At 57.0% G+C, this 17,716-nt stretch carries 10 protein-coding genes and 1 pseudogene; 6 read left to right on the top strand and 5 right to left on the bottom strand.

Annotation, left to right across the window (positions count from 1 at the left end):
* Window positions 1–236 precede the first annotated feature (236 nt).
* From P3T24_RS17460 to P3T24_RS17435, 6 genes and pseudogenes are all read left to right on the top strand, one after another.
* Window positions 237–2,768 carry a type VI secretion system Vgr family protein gene (locus tag P3T24_RS17460; protein WP_429436359.1) on the top strand — a complete coding sequence of 844 codons (2,532 nt, stop codon included), beginning with the start codon at window positions 237–239 and terminating at the stop codon, window positions 2,766–2,768.
* A gap of 72 nt (window positions 2,769–2,840) precedes the next feature.
* Window positions 2,841–5,663 (top strand): hypothetical protein, encoded by a 2,823-nt coding sequence (locus P3T24_RS17455; protein ID WP_429436357.1) that lies wholly within the window; start codon window positions 2,841–2,843, stop codon window positions 5,661–5,663.
* Window positions 5,653–6,510: a hypothetical protein gene (locus tag P3T24_RS17450; protein WP_429436354.1), complete on the top strand. Its 858-nt coding sequence runs from the start codon at window positions 5,653–5,655 to the stop codon at window positions 6,508–6,510. The genes P3T24_RS17455 and P3T24_RS17450 overlap by 11 nt, the downstream gene beginning before the upstream one ends.
* Window positions 6,511–6,597: 87 nt before the next feature.
* Window positions 6,598–7,590 (top strand): hypothetical protein, encoded by a 993-nt coding sequence (locus P3T24_RS17445; protein ID WP_429436352.1) that lies wholly within the window; start codon window positions 6,598–6,600, stop codon window positions 7,588–7,590.
* A gap of 96 nt (window positions 7,591–7,686) precedes the next feature.
* Entirely contained in the window at window positions 7,687–7,974 is a 288-nt protein-coding gene (locus P3T24_RS17440; RefSeq protein ID WP_429406659.1) for a PAAR domain-containing protein, read from the top strand.
* Window positions 7,975–8,263: 289 nt separating this feature from the next.
* Window positions 8,264–8,419 (top strand): annotated as a pseudogene (locus tag P3T24_RS17435) (IS21 family transposase); the annotation flags it as partial.
* Between the two features lie 80 nt (window positions 8,420–8,499).
* Here P3T24_RS17435 and P3T24_RS17430 read toward each other — a convergent pair.
* The 5 genes from P3T24_RS17430 to dnaN form a co-directional block, all read right to left on the bottom strand.
* On the bottom strand, window positions 8,500–8,910 hold the full coding sequence (locus P3T24_RS17430; RefSeq protein WP_429406658.1) for a hypothetical protein: 411 nt from the start codon (window positions 8,908–8,910) through the stop codon (window positions 8,500–8,502).
* A complete protein-coding gene (locus P3T24_RS17425) occupies window positions 8,907–10,310 on the bottom strand; it encodes a LysM peptidoglycan-binding domain-containing protein (RefSeq protein ID WP_429406656.1) in 1,404 nt (467 codons plus the stop codon). Before P3T24_RS17425 ends, P3T24_RS17430 begins: the two co-directional genes overlap by 4 nt.
* Window positions 10,311–10,313: 3 nt before the next feature.
* A complete protein-coding gene (locus P3T24_RS17420; protein WP_429436350.1) occupies window positions 10,314–13,097 on the bottom strand; it encodes a type VI secretion system Vgr family protein in 2,784 nt (927 codons plus the stop codon).
* Window positions 13,098–13,923: 826 nt separating this feature from the next.
* Entirely contained in the window at window positions 13,924–16,395 is a 2,472-nt protein-coding gene (gyrB, locus tag P3T24_RS17415; protein ID WP_074263000.1) for a DNA topoisomerase (ATP-hydrolyzing) subunit B, read from the bottom strand.
* 114 nt (window positions 16,396–16,509) lie between these two features.
* Complete coding sequence (gene dnaN / locus P3T24_RS17410) at window positions 16,510–17,613, bottom strand: DNA polymerase III subunit beta (protein ID WP_074262999.1); 1,104 nt, start codon at window positions 17,611–17,613, stop codon at window positions 16,510–16,512.
* Window positions 17,614–17,716 lie beyond the last annotated feature (103 nt).

Below are 17,716 nucleotides of genomic sequence, written 5' to 3'. Positions count from 1 at the left end.
CTCCATTTTTTGAATACTGTCGGCGACCCACCCTGGCAAATATTTCCTGTCAATCCAAGCCAATCAGTCAAATAAGAAACATTTTCCGAAATGCAAAACGCATTAATTCATCGTGAATTAAAATATGTATCGATTTAACATTTTAAATCCAACATTAATTGATTCTCTCCCGAAATGTTTTGTAAAATCGCCGCGATAACGCGGGGGCGCGTATTGAATAAGAAAGGCGGGGTAGCATGGGGGCGCAGGACTTAATCAACACGATCACGGGTGGCGTGTCGCAGAGTGACCGCCTGCTCAAGCTGGACACACCGCTGGGCTCGAACGTGCTGGTCCCACAGCGGGTGGTGGGCCGCTCGCGTCTGGGCCGTCACTTCGAATTCACCGTCGACGTGGTGTCCACCAGTGGCAGCGTGGAACTCAAGACGCTCATCGCGCAACCGGTCACGCTATGGATCCAGCAGGCGGACAAGTCCTACCTGCCCCACAACGGCTACGTGCAAACTGCCCGGCGCTTGGGCTCGAACAGCGGACTGACAAGCTACCAGCTCGGTTTCGCCTCTTGGATGCACTTTCTGAAGTTCCGCCGCGACCAGCGCATCTGGCAGGACAAGACCGCCGACGACATCATCACGGACGTATTCAACACCCATCCACAGGCCCAAGGGCTGTTCCAGTTCGCCCTCTCGAAACCGCTGCCCCCGCGTTCGTACTGCCGTCAGGACGAAACTGACTGGAACTTCGTGCACAGGTTGCTCGAGTCGGAAGGCCTGTATGGATTCTGGCAGCAGGCGCGGGACGGCAAATCGCACACGCTGGTGATCACCGACCGGCTCGCGACGCTCGATGGGCTGTCGCCGGAAACCGTATCGTTCTACCGGGCGGGTACCGGCAGCGAGACGGACGCGCTCACGCAGTGGTCGGGCACACGCACGCTGCAAAGCACGACGCTTACCACGCGCACGTTCGATTACAAAAGTCCGTCGACGCAGTTCAACCCCAAAGGCGCGAGCTTGCCGACGATGCCCAATCAGGGCGCGTTACCGGATCAGGCGGAGATATACGAATACACAGGGGCGTACACGTATCCGAAACAAGACCGCGGCGACCAGCTCTCCGGCATCCGGATGGAAGAATGGGAGTCGCGGGCCAAACGGTTTGAGGGCGTGGGGGGGGTGAGGAGGATCGACGCCGGGCGGCGCTTCATCCTGAGTGGCCACCCGGACCACGACCGGGATCAGGCGAGCCAGAAGGAGTTCGCGGTGATCGAGACATCGTGGGTGATCGCGAACAACGTGCCCGCGGGCAACCGGGGCCCGGACTATCCGCACAGCCTGCAGGCCACGGTAGACGAGGTGCGTGCGAGTCGGGCTAGTAGTACTGAATTCAAAGTGACGCACGCGGACGGCTCGGAGGGCTTCTACCTGACGCAGATCGAGGCACAGCGCACGGGCGTGCCGTATCGCAGTCCGTTCGAGCATCGGAAACCGAAGACCCACCTCGAGTCGGCGATCGTGGTGGGCCCGCAAGGTGAGGAGGTCTACACGGACGAGCTGAACCGCATCAAGGTGCAGTTCGTATGGGACCGCATCAACGGGGGTGACGAGAAAGCCTCGTGCTGGGTGCGGGTAGCGCAGGCCGATACGGGCAACGGCTATGGCGGCGTACACATGCCGCGGGTGGGAGAGGAAGTACTGATCGACCACATCGGCGGGGACTGTGACCGGCCGGTCGTGGTGTCGCGGCTGTATAACGGGTCAGCCAAGCCGCAGTGGCATTCAAACGGATTGCTGTCAGGCTACCGCTCGAAGGAGTACGGCGGCAGCGGTTACAACCAGATGGTAATGGACGATTCAAGCGGCCAGAACCGGGTGCAGCTCTTGAGCAGCACGGCGAATTCCCAATTACACCTCGGGTATCTGGTGCAGCACACGGATAACACGCGTGGCGCTTACCTTGGGACGGGCTTTGATTTGAAGTCGGAATCGTATGGCGCAATCCGCGCGGGTCAAGGGCTGTTCGTCTCGACCCATCCAACATCCGTGAGCCAGCCGCTGAATGCCACGCCGGCCAGCGAGCAACTAGTCAGCTCGGAAGCCCTGATCGAGAGCCTGTCGCAGTCCAGTGTCGCGGCCAATGCAGAAACTCTGCAACCTGGCCAGGACGCATTGAAGGCGTTCACCGATGCGACCCAGCACAGCGTGCCGGGAGGAGCGATTAGCGGCGGTCGTACTGCCGGTGGCGGCACCGGCAACGCCAACGGCTTTGCGAAGCCGATTCTCTTGGCGGCCAGTCCGGAGGGTATTGCGCTGTCCACCCAGCAGTCGACGCAGATCACAGCAGACCAGCAGATCAACTTCGTCAGCGGGCAGAACACCCATGTGGCGACAGGTAAATCGCTGATCGCAAGCGTCACGGAGAAGCTAAGTCTGTTCGTGCAGAACGCCGGCATCAAACTGTTTGCCGGAAAGGGGCCCGTGCAAGTGCAGGCGCAGTCGGATGTGATCGAACTGACGGCGCAGAAGGGGCTGACGCTGATATCGGCAACCGATATGGTCACGGTCACGGCCAAGAAGGGGATCTTGCTGACGAGCGGCGGCGCCTATATCCGTATTGCTGACGGCAATATCCAGATCCACGCGCCGGGGACGGTCGATGTGAAGGGGGCATCGCATGATTTTTCGGGACCGACGCGCTTGGATACGACGTTCCCGTCGTGGGTAGCGGCGGACGGAAAGCCGAAGCGTTCGACCTCGTTTTCGGGATAAGCGCTTGGCGAAGTGGCTGCGTGCCCTGCGCGCATGCAGCGCTTTTATGAGAATAGTCAGGAAACTTACAGCATGGCAGCCGACAATGGCGATACGTTAACCCCGGTTTCGCAATGGGCCTATCCTTTTCCGCAGAAAAGTGCGACAGGAACGGTGAACCCGGACGCCTATCTGGCCGCGCTCCAGGGGAGCGATGGCCCTTTCCCGCTGGGCTTGAACGGTCTATGGCATGGGGGGATTCACCTTGATCAGACTGGCAGGTCGCCGACGGCAGCCGATAGCGCGATGGACCGTAGCGGCGGTGTGCGCTGCATTGCCGATGGTGTGGTCGTGGCTTACCGGCTCGACAGCGACTACCAGCATTTGTCTTATCCAGACAAATCGACGGCGCTGTATTCGCGAAGCTTCACATTGGTCAAGCACAAGCTGACCTTGCCCGCGGCGCCAACGAATACGCCGAATGCCCCCACCTCGCCAAATACGCCGAACAACGTACCTCATCCGCCGAGCAATCCTCCGGCGCAACCGCCGACGACAACGCCTGCAAACAACGAACCGAACAAGCTGAGCACGGACCCGGCGGATTCGCTAGTTTTCTTCAGCCTGTATATGCATCTGGCACCCTGCTCGGTGTACAAGCGTTCGGAACAGGACAAGAACAAGAAAAATTGGCCGAGCTACTACAACGCCGAGCCGCTTTACACGGTCAGCGATAAGCGAGCCACCGATCAGCAGGAGAACGTCAAGGCCGGGGAACCAGTCACCGGCTCGCATGTGCATCGCGACAACCATGGTCATGCAGGGGAGAAGATCGGCATTTTGCCGTCGGGCACCAAAGTCAAGATTCAACGTCCGGCGCATGCGCCGAAGAACTGGGGGCGCATCTCAAGTATCGTCTCCGGCGACATCGTCCCGGTTGTGCCAGGGAAAGCGGTGCCCCAAGACGCATCGCATGGTTGGGTATTTCTTCCCTGGCTCGATAGTGAGATCGATCCCGAAGCGCTCGACAGTATCTATCTGCTCCCCAAGCCCATTCGCATCGGTGCCGGCGAAGTGATCGGCTATCTGGGCGAATATCAAAATGTCGAACATGCATCGACCTTGCCGCCCAGCCCGCAACGGGCATTGCTGCATGTCGAGGTTTTCGCAGGTGACGATTTGCAGGCGTTCCTTGCGCGCAGCCAGGCGCGTGCGGCGCAATTGACGCAAGAGCCGAAGACCCAGCTGGTGCTGTCGAAAGGTGCGAATCTATACACCTATAAGACTGACGGCGATTTGACGCTGCCAGCGAATACTGCTGTCACGCTCACGGATGATGCGCCGCACGCGGGTATGTGGACCAAGGTGCAGGTCAAGGCGGCCGGGGCCGCCAGCGCGACGAATTACTGGATTATGCGCAGTGAGGTGGCGAGCCATGACACTCGGCGTGCGTGGAATTCCTTTCCCTTGTCGTTGACTGCAGCGCCGACCGGAACCAGTGACTACACGCGTGTTGTCAGCATCGCTGGTTTTACTGAGCATGTAGACGATAAGAAGCAAACCTGGTACGAAGTCGACGCAGGCGATGCCACTATGAATACGGTCAACGGCTTCGTTTGCGCATCGGGCCAACCGAATGTCTCGCTGCAAAACAAATGGGCATGGGCTGGTTTCGAGCTGTTGTCGTCGAATCTGGCAACCGCCGATCTCTACAAGCGATATCTTTACCTGAAGGGCGACAACGCAACGGCCGACGAAAAAATTGCTTTCGAAGCCAGTTTCAATGCGGCAAAAGGCGATGCGCTAATTGCCAAGCTGGATGAGATTCTGACGCCAAAAAGCCAGGAACAAGGTAAGGTCGGCGGCCAGGATCTGCTCACCGCATTGAATCTGAAATGGCGCGCGGACCGTGTGGATCATCTGGTAGTGAAATACGAGAGCGAGTGGGGCGGACAGATGAGCAAATGGGATGCGCTCGATCCATTCATGCACGATGGACTCCCGTACTGGAAGACGGAGAAAGAGCGGATCAAACTCTTGCAGATGTGGGATGCTTGCGCGAGCGCGTTGCAGCCACTTTCCTCACCATTTGTGTATCACTTGCATCCAGTTGGAATAGTTGGCAATTTCGCAGATAGTGCAGGATGCATGCCATTGATCGATGTGCAGACGATTGCTCTGGCGATCTCGACTACGTTCGAAGGTGGCGTACCTATGCGCTATGCGACGGTCGCCAATAACTTTGACCAACAGGGCATGTCTTATGGACTAGTGCAGTGGAACGCGGGACAGAATACGCTAGGACCTGTATTGAGAGCAATGCAGGCAGCGGATACGCAAGCGTTTCGCGATGCCTTTCCGTCACAGACTGAATATGATCACTTCAACACGGCCTTGTCGTCGTCGTCAGGTGGCCCCTTGAAAGCATGGGCTATCGCACAACAGGCTAGCAATCCGGATTGGATGGTACCGTTCCAGAAATTGGCCGATGTCGAAGCATTCAAGGAAATTCAGGTGGAGTGGGCCGCAAGGCAAACACACGAGGATCTGCTGAAATGCCTGACACTGTTGCGATCTTTGGCGCCTGATTTGCTGGAACGAATCAGTGTGGTGAACTACTGTGCACTATTCGATTTGGCCATTCAGCAGCGCTCACTCGATAGTGCCGAGGAAGCGATTCGCCAGCGACTGACCGCCGGCGACATCGAGACTCAATCTGATTTGATCAAGATGGCTGTCGTTGAGCGGGCAAAAACCGCGAGATCGCAATACGTTTCCCTATGCGTTAGCCGGCGCATGGGAATCTTAACTCAGCAAACTTATACGTCGACGGAAAACGGCGTAACAGTAGCAAGAGCGAATTCACAGTTCAAATTGCTGAAAGACAAACTTAACAGGTGGGTATGTGGCGTATAAACTTTCTGCGCTGACGCTGGGCGTCTGTCTGCTCGCATGTGAAATGGTTGGCGCCGCCGAACTCCCGGCGTCTGCTTGCGCAAACAACGAATGCGTCGTCTTCGTCAATGACAAGCCACCTGCAGCTGAGGCGCTGTGTGGCGACGCCGCAGTGACGCTAAGATGGAACGTTGGCGGGAATGCTTTTTTGACGACGTGTGAGGACGCCGGGACGGAAGAACAAGACACAAATTTCCTCTCGGACGCGGAAGGTAACCAAGCACGCAAACTCGTTTACGGCCGCCCTGTACTGAAGCAGTTTTTGCTGCAACACCCATCCGGCCCAGTGCCGGACAAGTTCGCTTCACGCCCATATTGCACGCCACCGTCGTCGCGGCAGGTTTCGGAAAGTACCTTTGTTTTGCTGGAGAAGCGACCCGCAAACACAGAAAACGGTTACTGTTTTGAGCCGACGTATGTACATTACGATAAAGAGCACATCACCGTCGACACTGCCAAAGGACGAATTGCCGCGTCGGATCAGGATTATTTTGGGGCGCTGCCAACTGAGCAGCAACAATCGAATCTTGCTGCGCTGATCCATCAATATGCGTCGACGTCGCGCGAGCCGAATAACGCAGACACAGCCCACTCATCTCATGAGAGCACCCGCCACGTCGCTGCGGAACGAGCCTATCTATACGGCATGCCAAAAGACGACGGGAAGAAAATGGGGTATCTGATTAGCGGCGATACAGTGGTGGTGCTTGACGCGGTTGGTGACTGGTCGCAGATTCGTTATCGGCAGGCCAACGGCAACGAGATTGTTCGTTGGGTACGATCTGCGGATCTTGTCGGTGGCTCGTGAGGACTTGATGCAGGCGGCAGTATGTGTGCGGCAAATCATCGTCGACAGCAATCGTGGCGCCGAAATTCAAACAGCGGGAATGCCGTCTTGAAGAACACGACTTCAAAATTTAAGGCTGTTCGTATCGGCACAGTGATCGCTACGGTCCCGCTGCTGACCGGCGCTGCCGCCGTGCCAGCATCGTCCACGCTCCGGTTCGCTTTGCCGGGTGGCGCAGCCATTCTCTACGGGAACGCCTCGAACCCGCAAGCACCATTGCCCGAACGTACCTGGCAACAGGCAATATTTTATTTTCCAAACGGAGCGACGTTCAGCCTGCTGCCAAGAGCCGGCAAATCGAACGCGGGTGGTACAGAAATTGAACCGCCGAGCGAGAGCGATATCTCGCCGTCTGGACAATTCGTTGTCATCGGGCGAGTCGAATCGGGAGCGGCGTCGGCGGGGCCAGAGCAAGCGGAGTCCGCACTGAGTCGGGAATACTGTTCCATCATTGAGGTGCGCACAGGATGTACCACTGCCGATCAAACTGGTGAGATATGCGGAGCGGGCTGGCAGGCCGGCAAGCGTGCACAGTGGGGAACGGACGATCAGTCGAACGTGATGCTAAAGCACGACCGTCCATCGGCGAGCCGGCTGCTGAGCTCTATCAGCGCCGGTCAGCCGCCCCGGTCAGTAATTGACGACGATTCCGGTGCCGACAATCTCCTGCGTTGCGATCCGCCGTCGTCCACCAATCGCGAAACCTATGGAAAGATTGCGGCCGCCCTGCATGCGGCAGGTGCGCAAAACGATGCGCGGCTGATCGACGCCGCGTTTTCAAATGCTGACGGCACCGTCAGTACACCAGCGCCGGCAGCTATGGAACGCGAGCGTCGTGCGGCGACCATATTGGTGCAAAAAGCAACGCTTTATATGGCACCTGACGATGTCCAAGCTAGCCGGGCCTATCTGGTCCAGAACAATGCGGTGAGGGTATTGAAGCAGTCGCCGGCCGGCTGGGCTTATGTGGACTATGTCAACGCTTCTGGCAAACATCTGCTTCGATGGATCAAAGCCAACCAACTAGCGATCAAGCCGTGATGCCATCCCCTATCTGCCTAGACCCGACGTGATTTCACTCCTCGGGTACACCATCGGCAATTTAGCCGGCACACGACCAAAAGCGCTCCTCCTTTTATGAAACGCTATCTAATCCTTAACGCCGACAAGACCACCGCGAACGGTACAGTGATCGCCACGCCAACGACAATCAGGCTCGAAGGTCACGATGTCGCTCACGAGGGCGATGACGTGCAATGTCCTGCATGCGATACGACGGGCAAAATCAAATGTGACGGTCCCCGTCAGGTGATGACCGCGCCCGATGGCCGGCACGCCGCCTTGAGCGACGATCTTTGCATCTGCAAGTGCGATCCGCCGCCAAGGCTAGTTGCTTCGCAACAGTTCATGTCGGTTGATGCATAATAAATCACTACATGCTTGGTGGCCACTGACGGGGAAATCTACACCTACAACAACAGGCTGAACCAGATCAACGATTCAGGATCGTTACGTGATCCGCCGCGCGGTCAAGCAAGGTATCTCGCCGGAGCGCCGGGCGAATGCACTGGCGGTCGACGTTGGCAGATCATAAAGAAAATGTCACTGCTGATCCTGCGTTGCCGGCCGGCAGCTTTCGGCCGAGTACGGCCCAGTAGAAGTCACTCTATGCCGCACTTCGACGAAAGAGACTCCTTCATCCTGGAAGATGATCGGTCGGAGGATACTCGTTCCGCTCCGGTTTGCGGCCGGCAAATCGTTCCCGTTCGACTGGAGCGAGGACTGGGCCGTCATCAATGGCGAGCGCACCAAGCTGCAGGTCGCGTATCTCAAGCTCGGTCGCGGCCACGCCTTCTTCCTGCGCTCCTATCGTTTCATAGATTCGCTCGCGTCCAAGCCGCTTCATCGCTTTCGTGCGCCATGTCCGTGCGTCACCGGTATAACTACAGGTCAACGGATGTCGCACTTCTTCTTCCCGTAGCTAACGCTCACCTTCTTCGCTACGATGCCGCTGCAATAGTTGGCAGCATCCATCTTCGACATATCGAGAAGATAGCCATGCGGCTGCTTCGTGATACTTAAGGAATCGCCGCTGCTAAGAGGATAGGTCACCGTGCTGCCAGAGACGGTCGGCGTGCCATTCACGAGCGTGGAATCGATCGTGCAATTCAGCGCAAGTCCTTGTGACGGCGTACTCGACAGATACGAGAAATCAGGCACACCACTGCCTTTCTCGGTAATTTCAAGCGAATGCGAGATGCTGCCCTTATCGGCGTCGCAGGACAAGGTGGGGTTCGCGTGCACCCCAAAACTGACGACTACAAGGATTGATGCCACGAACCATGTGTTGCAGTTTTTCATTTCGATTTCTTCGGTTGGATGGCTGCAACGATATCGGCAACCGGTTTGGAGGCGGGAAACTTCGAAGGATCGCAGGCGAAATTATCGACGGAAATTTTCGCGTCGATATAGTCGAAAAGAAACTTCTTATACGCAGCAGCACCCTGAAGGCCGGTCTTCTTGCGGTAGGCGTCCGCCTTATCCTTGCCATCGTCTTTCTTCGTCTTGAACTGTGACTGGAGCAGCGTGTCGGCGTGATCGTCGGAGAGCGTGCCATTGATGATAGCCGCAGCCCCTCCTGCTCCTTCGTGGTGAGCGAGATAGGCCAGTTTCATCTTGTCGACATCCGCCACACTTGCCACGTCAACCCCGCTCTTGGTCAGACTGGCCAAATTCTGCGACGCGTAGTCCGCGGCAACGTTGATCGAAGTTTCTGGATCTAGACGCATCGCAAGAATATCCGTCTTAGACAAGGTCTTGACGTTGCGTGTTTCCTCTTCTGCAGCGACCTTTTTCGAAAGGTAGCTTCCCTTGAGCGTTGCCTGGTGGGTCCACGTTCCCACGAGAAATTGTGTTAGCCCCCCCGCGCCAATCGCGTTGACAACGCTTGGATCCCACTCAACGGCCCTGCCGTGAACCTTCTTCGTCTTTGGTTTGCCTTGTTTGTCAACCACCGGTTTGCCGTGCTTGTCGAGTACGGGCACTTCCTTCACAGGACCGGGCTTCTTTGCAGCTTCCGCTTCACAGAACGCAGCGAGCCCCTGGGGCAGCAGGCTATAACTATTGGCGGCCGAAACGATGAACGCACGGTATTGCGAGTTTGCGCCCAGCCGTAGATTATCCTTGTTCGGACATTCCACGCCAACGTTAACCACCGGATTACCCGCCGTGTTGCGATCGTGCTTGACATCTCCGGGCTGGAGCTTTAGCGGGGCGCTTTCGACCTGGTCACCACCGCCTTGATGAACACGCAACGGACTTTCGACCTTGAGCTTGGGACTACGAATCGTGGCTTGATGCAAACCCACTGGCGGTTTGAGAGTAGCAATCTTCTTGATGCCTCCACCGATCTTCTCGACCGACACCTGAATCAGTTCGTCAATTGATTGAGTTGAAACCGCAGGGATCAGTCCGTCCAGGTCGGTAGTGAAATTGAAGTTGTTCGTGGCTGTGGCGATCGTGGTCTTCATGTTGCGAATCGGAGCACCTATCGCGTCGACAAACCTGATCATCACCTCACTGAAAGTTGCGTCGCTACCCTCCTGCGGCGGCGGGTTCGAGAGCTTCAGCTTTTGCCCTGGGTAAATCAGTTGCGGGTTCGATATGTTATTCAGTTTGGTTATCTGATCGACGCTCACGCCATTTTGACGTGCGATCCCGCTAAGCGTGTCACCCGGCTGCACTGTGTATTCGGTTGCCATTTGTCAGATTGCTCCGTCACCATCCGTCACGCCAGTATCGGCGGCATCCGCTTCGCTTCGATCGATATCCAGGTCGTAGTAGGTGCCCCACTCACCCTGTCCAAACAATAGCCCCAGTTCATCGGGATTTTCTTCGGTTAGCTTGCGTTCGGCGCCATCGGCCGACGACGTTCCCGAGGCGACAACCTTTGCTGCCTCGCCTTCCGCCGGAGTGGTAAAGAGCAGATAGTCGACCTCGCTCATTGAACTACCATCATCGATTCCCCGGAAACTTGGTTTTTGGCTATACGTGGTTGGCGTAGTTTGAGGAAGATCCGGTAGCGGATAATTGCCGCGCACCGGACCCGCAAACGCGTGCTCTGCGCCCTTGATGTCGACCATACCGGGAGTGTGGATCTCGATGTTGCCGTCCTGGATGCGGATATAACCGCCGCCGCTCGTCAACAGAATGCCAGTCGCTGACGCAATTTCGATCGTTTCGGTTGCAGAAAGCAACTTCAGTGTCTTCTGCGCAGTAACCTCGATGTTGTCCGAATGGGCCTGAATTTCCACCTTACCCTTGGCCGCAAACAGCTTCATCCCGGCGTTCTGCACAAACAGGCTGAGCTTTTCCGTAACGCTAGCGATCAGCGATTTGCCGGCTGCGATATGCGTGCTCTGACCACTGACAAGATTGATCTGCGCATCGCTCGTAACGTGAACGGATTTCTGAGTGGACAGAGCGATGCCTGACGGGCTACCGAACAGCATGACCGGTTCCTTGAACGCATTCGCGCTTCCGGCGCCGCCGCCAGCCGTATTGCCACCTGATGACGAGCCCGACACGCTATTCTGCGTCGCGTCCGTGAACAACTTCAGCGCGTCGTGGCCATCCTTGAGGCTTTCTGCCTGGCTCGTCGTGCTGGCATCGGACATCGTCTCAAGCACGCTCTCCGAACTCACCAGTTGCGAGGTTGCCTGCCGGGCATCCAGCGGCTGACTGCTCGCAGGATAGGTGGTGACGTACAGGCCCTGACCCGCCCGCACGGCACCGTAGGCGTCGGACTTCAGATCGAAGCCGCTACCCAGGTAACTTCCTCTCGCGTTACCCGACTGCTCAATGAGGTACCCCAGATGCAATTGCGCATTCGCGCTCGTTGAATAAAGCTGAACGCGATTCTGACCTGTCGCGTCGTCCATCACCATCTGGTTATAGCCGCTGCCCTGATATTCCTTGGACTTATAGCCGGACAGCAACCCGTTGGAATGCCAATGGGGTTGTGTCGTACCGTTGTAGACCCTGCCCGTCACCAACGGCCTGTCGCAATCGCCGCCTACCCAGCTGATCAGGACCTCTTCGCCGACTCTTGGAACGTGAACCCCGCCGTATCCGCTGCCCGTATCGGACATGGCAACGCGTACCCAGCATGATGCCTTTTCGTCGCCGTTGTTGAGCCGGTCCCAGTGGAAGCGCACCTTGATGCGGTTCAGCGAGTCGGTGTAGACCTCCTGGTTGGCAGCCCCCACGACAATTGCTGACTGCAGCGACATTTCCGGCTTGTGATGCTCAAACGGACTACGAAACGCCACAGCCTTGCGCTGGGCTTCGATTTCGACCAGGAAGTAGCCCTCACTGCCGTCGGCGTGTTTGACCTTCGCCCCATCTCCGGTGGCGTGGTTTGCCCTGACTGCCGTCAGTTCGCTCTTCAGGCTATGAGGGAAATCCACAGCCTGGCCGGACGCCGGCAGGTTGTTCTCAACGAACCATGCGGTCTCGATAATCGCAAACTGCCGGTTCTGGGTGCTATCCGTGACGTGCGCAGGATGATCGTCCAGCTGGAACCAGAGGCCGGCATCCGCACCCCGCACGCCGCCGGAGCCGAAAAAACGCTTGGCCCGGGATTCCCACTCTTCCATGCGAATTTTGGACAGGCTGTCGCCCCGGTCCTGTTTGTCGTAGGTATAGGCGCCCGTGTATTCATATACTTCGGCTTGCTGAGGCAGATTCCCCTGAGCGGGAAGCGTCGGGATATTCGTGCCCTTCGGATTGGACGGCAAAGTGGGCGACGCGTAATCGAAGGTGCGGGTGGTCAATAGCGTGCTTTGCAATGTCCGGGTGCCCGACCACTGAACAAGAGCATCCGTTTCGCTGTTCGTGCCGGCACGATAGAAATCAACCGTCTGCGGCGAAAGCGGCTGAAACGTATCAAGGCTGTCCGTAACGATCAGCGTATGCGACTTGCCATCGCTCGCCTGCTGGAAAAAACCAAACAGGCCCTCGTTTTCCATGAGTCGTTGCACGAAATTCCAGTCGTCCTCATATTGCACGCAGAATGAGCGCGTCGGCGGCGGCTTGCTCAACGCGAAACGGAATGCTCCTTGTGCCTGCGGATGCATGTTGAATACATCAGTCAGGATTTCGTCAGCGGGTTTGTCCTGCCAGATTCGTGCATCCTTGCGAAAACGCAGGAAATGCATCCAGCATGCAAACGCGATTTGAAAACTTGTGAGGCCGCTATCGGACCCAAGGCGACGGGCTGTATGCACGTAGCCGTGATGAGGCAGATAGGATCGGTCTGTTTGCTGAATCCATAGGGTCACGGGCTGGGCAATCAGCCTTTTCAGTTCAATCGTGTCGGATGTCGATACGACATCCACCGTGAATTCGTAGAGGCGACCAATTCGTGAATGACCCACGACGCGCTGAGGCACCAGGACATTATTTCCCAGTGAAGTATCCAGCTTCAGCAGACGGTCACTCTGGGCGAGTCCGCCAGTAATTACCCCGATTAGGTCTTGCGCACCCATACCGCCTCTTCTTGTTGGCTATCGCGCCCCCGCGCATAAGCGCGATTTTACGGAATATCGAAAAAATCGGCCAGTTATTAAATGTTAAACAACAAAGTCCCGGGATTAATTTCGCGCGTCCTTCATGCGAATCGAATAATGGGAAATTTTTTCGTATTTCGTGAAAATCAGTACCGATTGCATGTCCAACGCTGTTCGATAAAATACACCCTCATCCTCGGTCGGCAGGGGATGGCGGGCATTGGAAAACGTCACGGCCCAACGGCGCTGTTATGTAGTGAACAGGAGCCGAGGACTTTCCGGGGGACGTGTTGGACGCCTTGGGCACGTTCCTATCTAACAGGGCCTTCAGCCGTCCTAGATGCTTCGACATCTTTAGTCACGTCGTCCTCCCGCCGGACACACGGACCGCATCATGCATGGGGCTCACATTAGCTCTCACGTATGCAGTTGCTCTGCAAATCGCGCAACACCGTACGGAAATTCTCACTAATTAAGCACGCGATTTTCACTTTTGTGGCACGTCTTTCGCTAAATGTGTGACATCGACATCCGCGATGTTGATCGAGACCACCTCCATGGCGACTTTGCCCCAGACCCAAGTGCGAAAAAGGGTTACAGGCTTTTCACCTGCAACCCTTCGAGTTAGGCGATCCGGTAATTTGAGCCAACCACAGCCGAACCGCACCCTTCAACACATGCGGCGCGCACCTACCGTCCGGTGTTGTCTGATGAGGAGCACGAAAATCTAATCATTCCCGTACATTCGAGTCCAGTTAACCTGGTGTTAGTCCAACGATTCCGTTTCCCTGCAGAAAAATTACCCTCAAACATCAATATTCCCCGCCCTCAACGCATTAGACTCAATGAAAGCCCTACGCGGCTCGACATCATCCCCCATAAGCGTAGTAAAAATCCCATCAGCCGCAATAGCATCCTCAATCTGCACTCGGAGGAGCCGGCGCACAGCCGGATCCATCGTAGTCTCCCAAAGCTGCCCAGGGTTCATCTCACCGAGACCCTTATAGCGTTGCTTGGAAACATTCCGCTCAGCATCAGCAATCAACCACTTCATAGCACTCTTGAAGTCATTAACGGCCATACTCCGCTCACCACGCTTGATCACAGCGCCCGGGCCAATCAACCCCTTAAACGTCAGCGCCGTAGTCACAAGCTGCTGATAGTCCGCGGTCAACTGAAACTCTTCATCCAGAACGGAAATCTTCTGATTCCCGTGATGCGTCCGCGACACCTTCAATGACCGGAGCTCCCGCACCTGGTCATACATAGTCGTAACTCGAACTTCAGGCTTCAGCGCATCATCCCTGAGCTTGGCCTCGAACGCCTTAGCCGAAGCCTCCGCGGCCTCTTCCGAAGAAAGATCGAGCACAACGCCATCCATCACAGCCTCAAGCGCCCCAGCGTCATACAACCGGCTCAACCGATCGACAACACCCTGCGCGAGCAGATACGACCGAGCGAGCTCACCCAAAGCATCCCCAGCGATCGGCGTAGCGCCCTCGGCCGTCACAAGCTCCGACCCATTGAGCGCAAGCTTCAGCATATGAGCATTCAGCTCAGCCGCATCCTTCAGATACCGCTCATCCTTCCCCGCCTTGATCTTATAAAGCGGCGGCTGCGCGATATAAATAAACCCACGCTCGATCATGTCCGGCATCTGCCGATAGAAGAACGTCAGCAAGAGCGTCCGGATGTGCGCACCGTCAACGTCAGCATCGGTCATGATGATGATCCGGTGATAACGCAGCTTCTCAAGGTTGTAGTCTTCCTTCCCAATCCCACACCCAAGAGCAGTAATCAAAGTAACAATCTGCTCCGAAGAAAGCAGCTTGTCATAGCGGGCTTTCTCAACGTTCAGCACCTTCCCGCGCAACGGCAAGATCGCCTGAAACTTCCGATCCCGGCCCTGCTTGGCCGATCCACCTGCCGAGTCGCCCTCGACGATATAAATCTCAGACTTCGCCGGATCCTTCTCCTGGCAATCCGCCAACTTCCCGGGCAGACCAACGCCATCCAGCACGCCCTTGCGCCGTGTCATCTCCCGCGCCTTGCGTGCAGCATCCCGCGCGCGCGCCGCATCCACAATCTTGCTGCAGATGATCTTCGCGTCGTTCGGCGTCTCCTGCAGAAAATCTTCCAGCGCCTTGGCGACCACATCCTCCACCGGCGCCCGCACTTCAGAAGAAACGAGCTTGTCCTTGGTCTGCGCGGAGAACTTCGGCTCCGGCACCTTCACGGACAACACGCACGACAACCCTTCGCGCATGTCATCGCCCGAAGTCTCAACCTTCGCTTTCTTCGCGACTTCGTGATCGTTGATGTACTTGTTCAATACGCGCGTCATCGCCGCGCGCAAGCCGGTCAAGTGCGTCCCACCATCGCGCTGCGGAATGTTGTTCGTGAAGCACAGCACGTTCTCGTTATAGCTATCGTTCCACTGCATAGCCACTTCCACGCCCACGCCGTCCTTCTCGCCGCTGATGTGGAAAATATTCGGATGCAGCACCGCCTTGTTCTTGTTGATGTACTCAACAAAACCCTTCACGCCGCCCACGAACGCGAAATCTTCTTCCTTGCCGGTACGCTGATCCGTCAGGCGAATCCGCACACCGTTATTCAGGAACGACAGTTCGCGAATCCGTTTGGCCAGAATGTCGTAGTGATATTCGATGCTGCCGAAGATCGTCTCGTCGGCGAGAAAGTGCACTTCGGTGCCGCGGTTTTCGGTGTCGCCGGTGACCAGAATCGGCGAGACGGCCACGCCATTGATCTCTTCAATGATGCGGTTCTGCGGCACGCCACGGTGGAACTCCATGAAGTGCTTCTTGCCGTCGCGGCGAATGGTGAGACGCAGCCACGCCGACAACGCGTTCACGCACGACACGCCCACGCCGTGCAGGCCACCGGACACCTTATAGCTGTTCTGGTCGAACTTGCCGCCGGCGTGCAGCTCGGTCATCACGATTTCAGCGGCGCTGCGCTTCGGATCGTGCTTGTCGTCCATCTTCAGACCGGTGGGCACGCCACGGCCGTTGTCGGTGACGGAGATCGAGTTGTCCGCGTGGATGATCACCTGAATATCGTTGCAGTGCCCGGCCAACGCTTCGTCGATGGCGTTGTCCAGCACTTCGAAGACGAGGTGGTGCAAACCGGTGCCATCTGAAGTATCCCCGATGTACATACCCGGTCGCTTGCGGACCGCCTCCAGACCCTCGAGGATCTGAATCGAAGAGGCGCCGTAGCTGTTATCGGGTTGCGAATTGTTCGTGTCAGTCATGGATTTTTTCCGGTTCTGCGTTACTGCCTGGTTGCTGCTCGGGACTTTTCAAAACACCATAAAAACGCCAAAGGGGCACTGCGCCCCTTGGTGTTCTTCTCGATGTTGGACGCGTTAGATGCGCATCGGCATCACGACGTACTTGAATTCGTCGTTCTCGGGAATCGTGATCAATGCGCTGGAGCTGGCATCACCCAGGCTCACTTGCAACAAGTCGACCTTCAGGTTTGCCAGCACGTCGAGCAGATACGTGACGTTAAACCCGATATCGACGCTGTCGCCGGTGTACGCAATTTCCAGTTCTTCTTGCGCTTCTTCCTGGTCCGCGTTGGTGGACATGATCTTCAACTGGCCCGGCTCGATGATGCAGCGCACGCCCTTGAATTTGTCCGAGGTCAGAATCGCCGCACGTTGCAGCGAACGCTGCAGTTCTTCGCGGCCAATCAGGAACTGGTTCTTGTGCGACTTCGGAATCACGCGCTGGAAGTCCGGAAATTTCCCTTCCACCAGCTTCGACACCAGTTCGACCTGACCGAAGGTGAACTTCACCTGGCTCGCTGCAATGTCGATCTTCAGCGTGTCGTCGATGTCTTCCAGCAAGCGCTGCAATTCAAGAATCGTCTTGCGCGGGATGATCACTTCCTGGCGCGCAAACGAGCCTTCGATCTTCATGGACGAGAACGCCAAGCGGTGTCCGTCCGTTGCCACTGCCATCAACTGGTCGCCGTCCACCACCAGCAGCATGCCGTTCAGGTAGTAGCGAATGTCCTGTTGGGCCATCGAGAAATGGACCATGCCGAGCAGTTGGCGGAACGTCTTCTGCGGAACCACCAGGTTCGCACCGAAGTCTTTAGCCTGAGCGACGGTCGGGAATTCGTCCGCGGCCAGCGTCTGCAACGCAAAGCGGCTCTTGCCGGATTGCACGGTGAGGCGCTTGTCGTTCAGCGTCAGCGTGACCTGGCCGTCGGGCATGGCACGCAGGATGTCGAGCAGCTTACGCGCCGCTACCGTTGTCGCAACCGAATCGCCGCCCACGCCGAAGTCGCCGTGCGTGGTGATCTGAAGCTCGAGGTCGGTGGACAGGAACGACACGTCGGGGCCGTTCTTGGTAATCAGCAAATTGGCGAGGATCGGCAACGTATGGCGGCGTTCGACGATGCCGCTCACGGTTTGCAGCGGCCTAAGGAGGTTATCGCGTTCGGTCTTGACCAGTTGCATAGGTTTCCTTCGTTGATGTGACGGCCTGCGCGCCTCGCTCGGCAATCCTGCACGCGGCCCCGGCCCCCGCCGGCGCTACGCTGCGCCAGTCACGGCGTACATC

It is taken from the genome of Paraburkholderia sp. GAS33, from assembly GCF_050436645.1.
Classification (GTDB): domain Bacteria; phylum Pseudomonadota; class Gammaproteobacteria; order Burkholderiales; family Burkholderiaceae; genus Paraburkholderia; species Paraburkholderia phenazinium_B.
Note: the sequence above shows the minus strand (reverse complement) of the source record. Positions and strands in the feature narration are given on the sequence as shown.

Coding starts and splice junctions, on each gene's coding strand:
- P3T24_RS17425 (WP_429406656.1), bottom strand. CDS start 10,310: ATGGCAACCGAATACACAGTGCAGCCGGGTGACACGCTTAGCGGGATC.
- P3T24_RS17430 (WP_429406658.1), bottom strand. CDS start 8,910: ATGAAAAACTGCAACACATGGTTCGTGGCATCAATCCTTGTAGTCGTC.
- dnaN (WP_074262999.1), bottom strand. CDS start 17,613: ATGCAACTGGTCAAGACCGAACGCGATAACCTCCTTAGGCCGCTGCAA.
- P3T24_RS17440 (WP_429406659.1), top strand. CDS start 7,687: ATGAAACGCTATCTAATCCTTAACGCCGACAAGACCACCGCGAACGGT.
- P3T24_RS17455 (WP_429436357.1), top strand. CDS start 2,841: ATGGCAGCCGACAATGGCGATACGTTAACCCCGGTTTCGCAATGGGCC.
- gyrB (WP_074263000.1), bottom strand. CDS start 16,395: ATGACTGACACGAACAATTCGCAACCCGATAACAGCTACGGCGCCTCT.
- P3T24_RS17460 (WP_429436359.1), top strand. CDS start 237: ATGGGGGCGCAGGACTTAATCAACACGATCACGGGTGGCGTGTCGCAG.
- P3T24_RS17420 (WP_429436350.1), bottom strand. CDS start 13,097: ATGGGTGCGCAAGACCTAATCGGGGTAATTACTGGCGGACTCGCCCAG.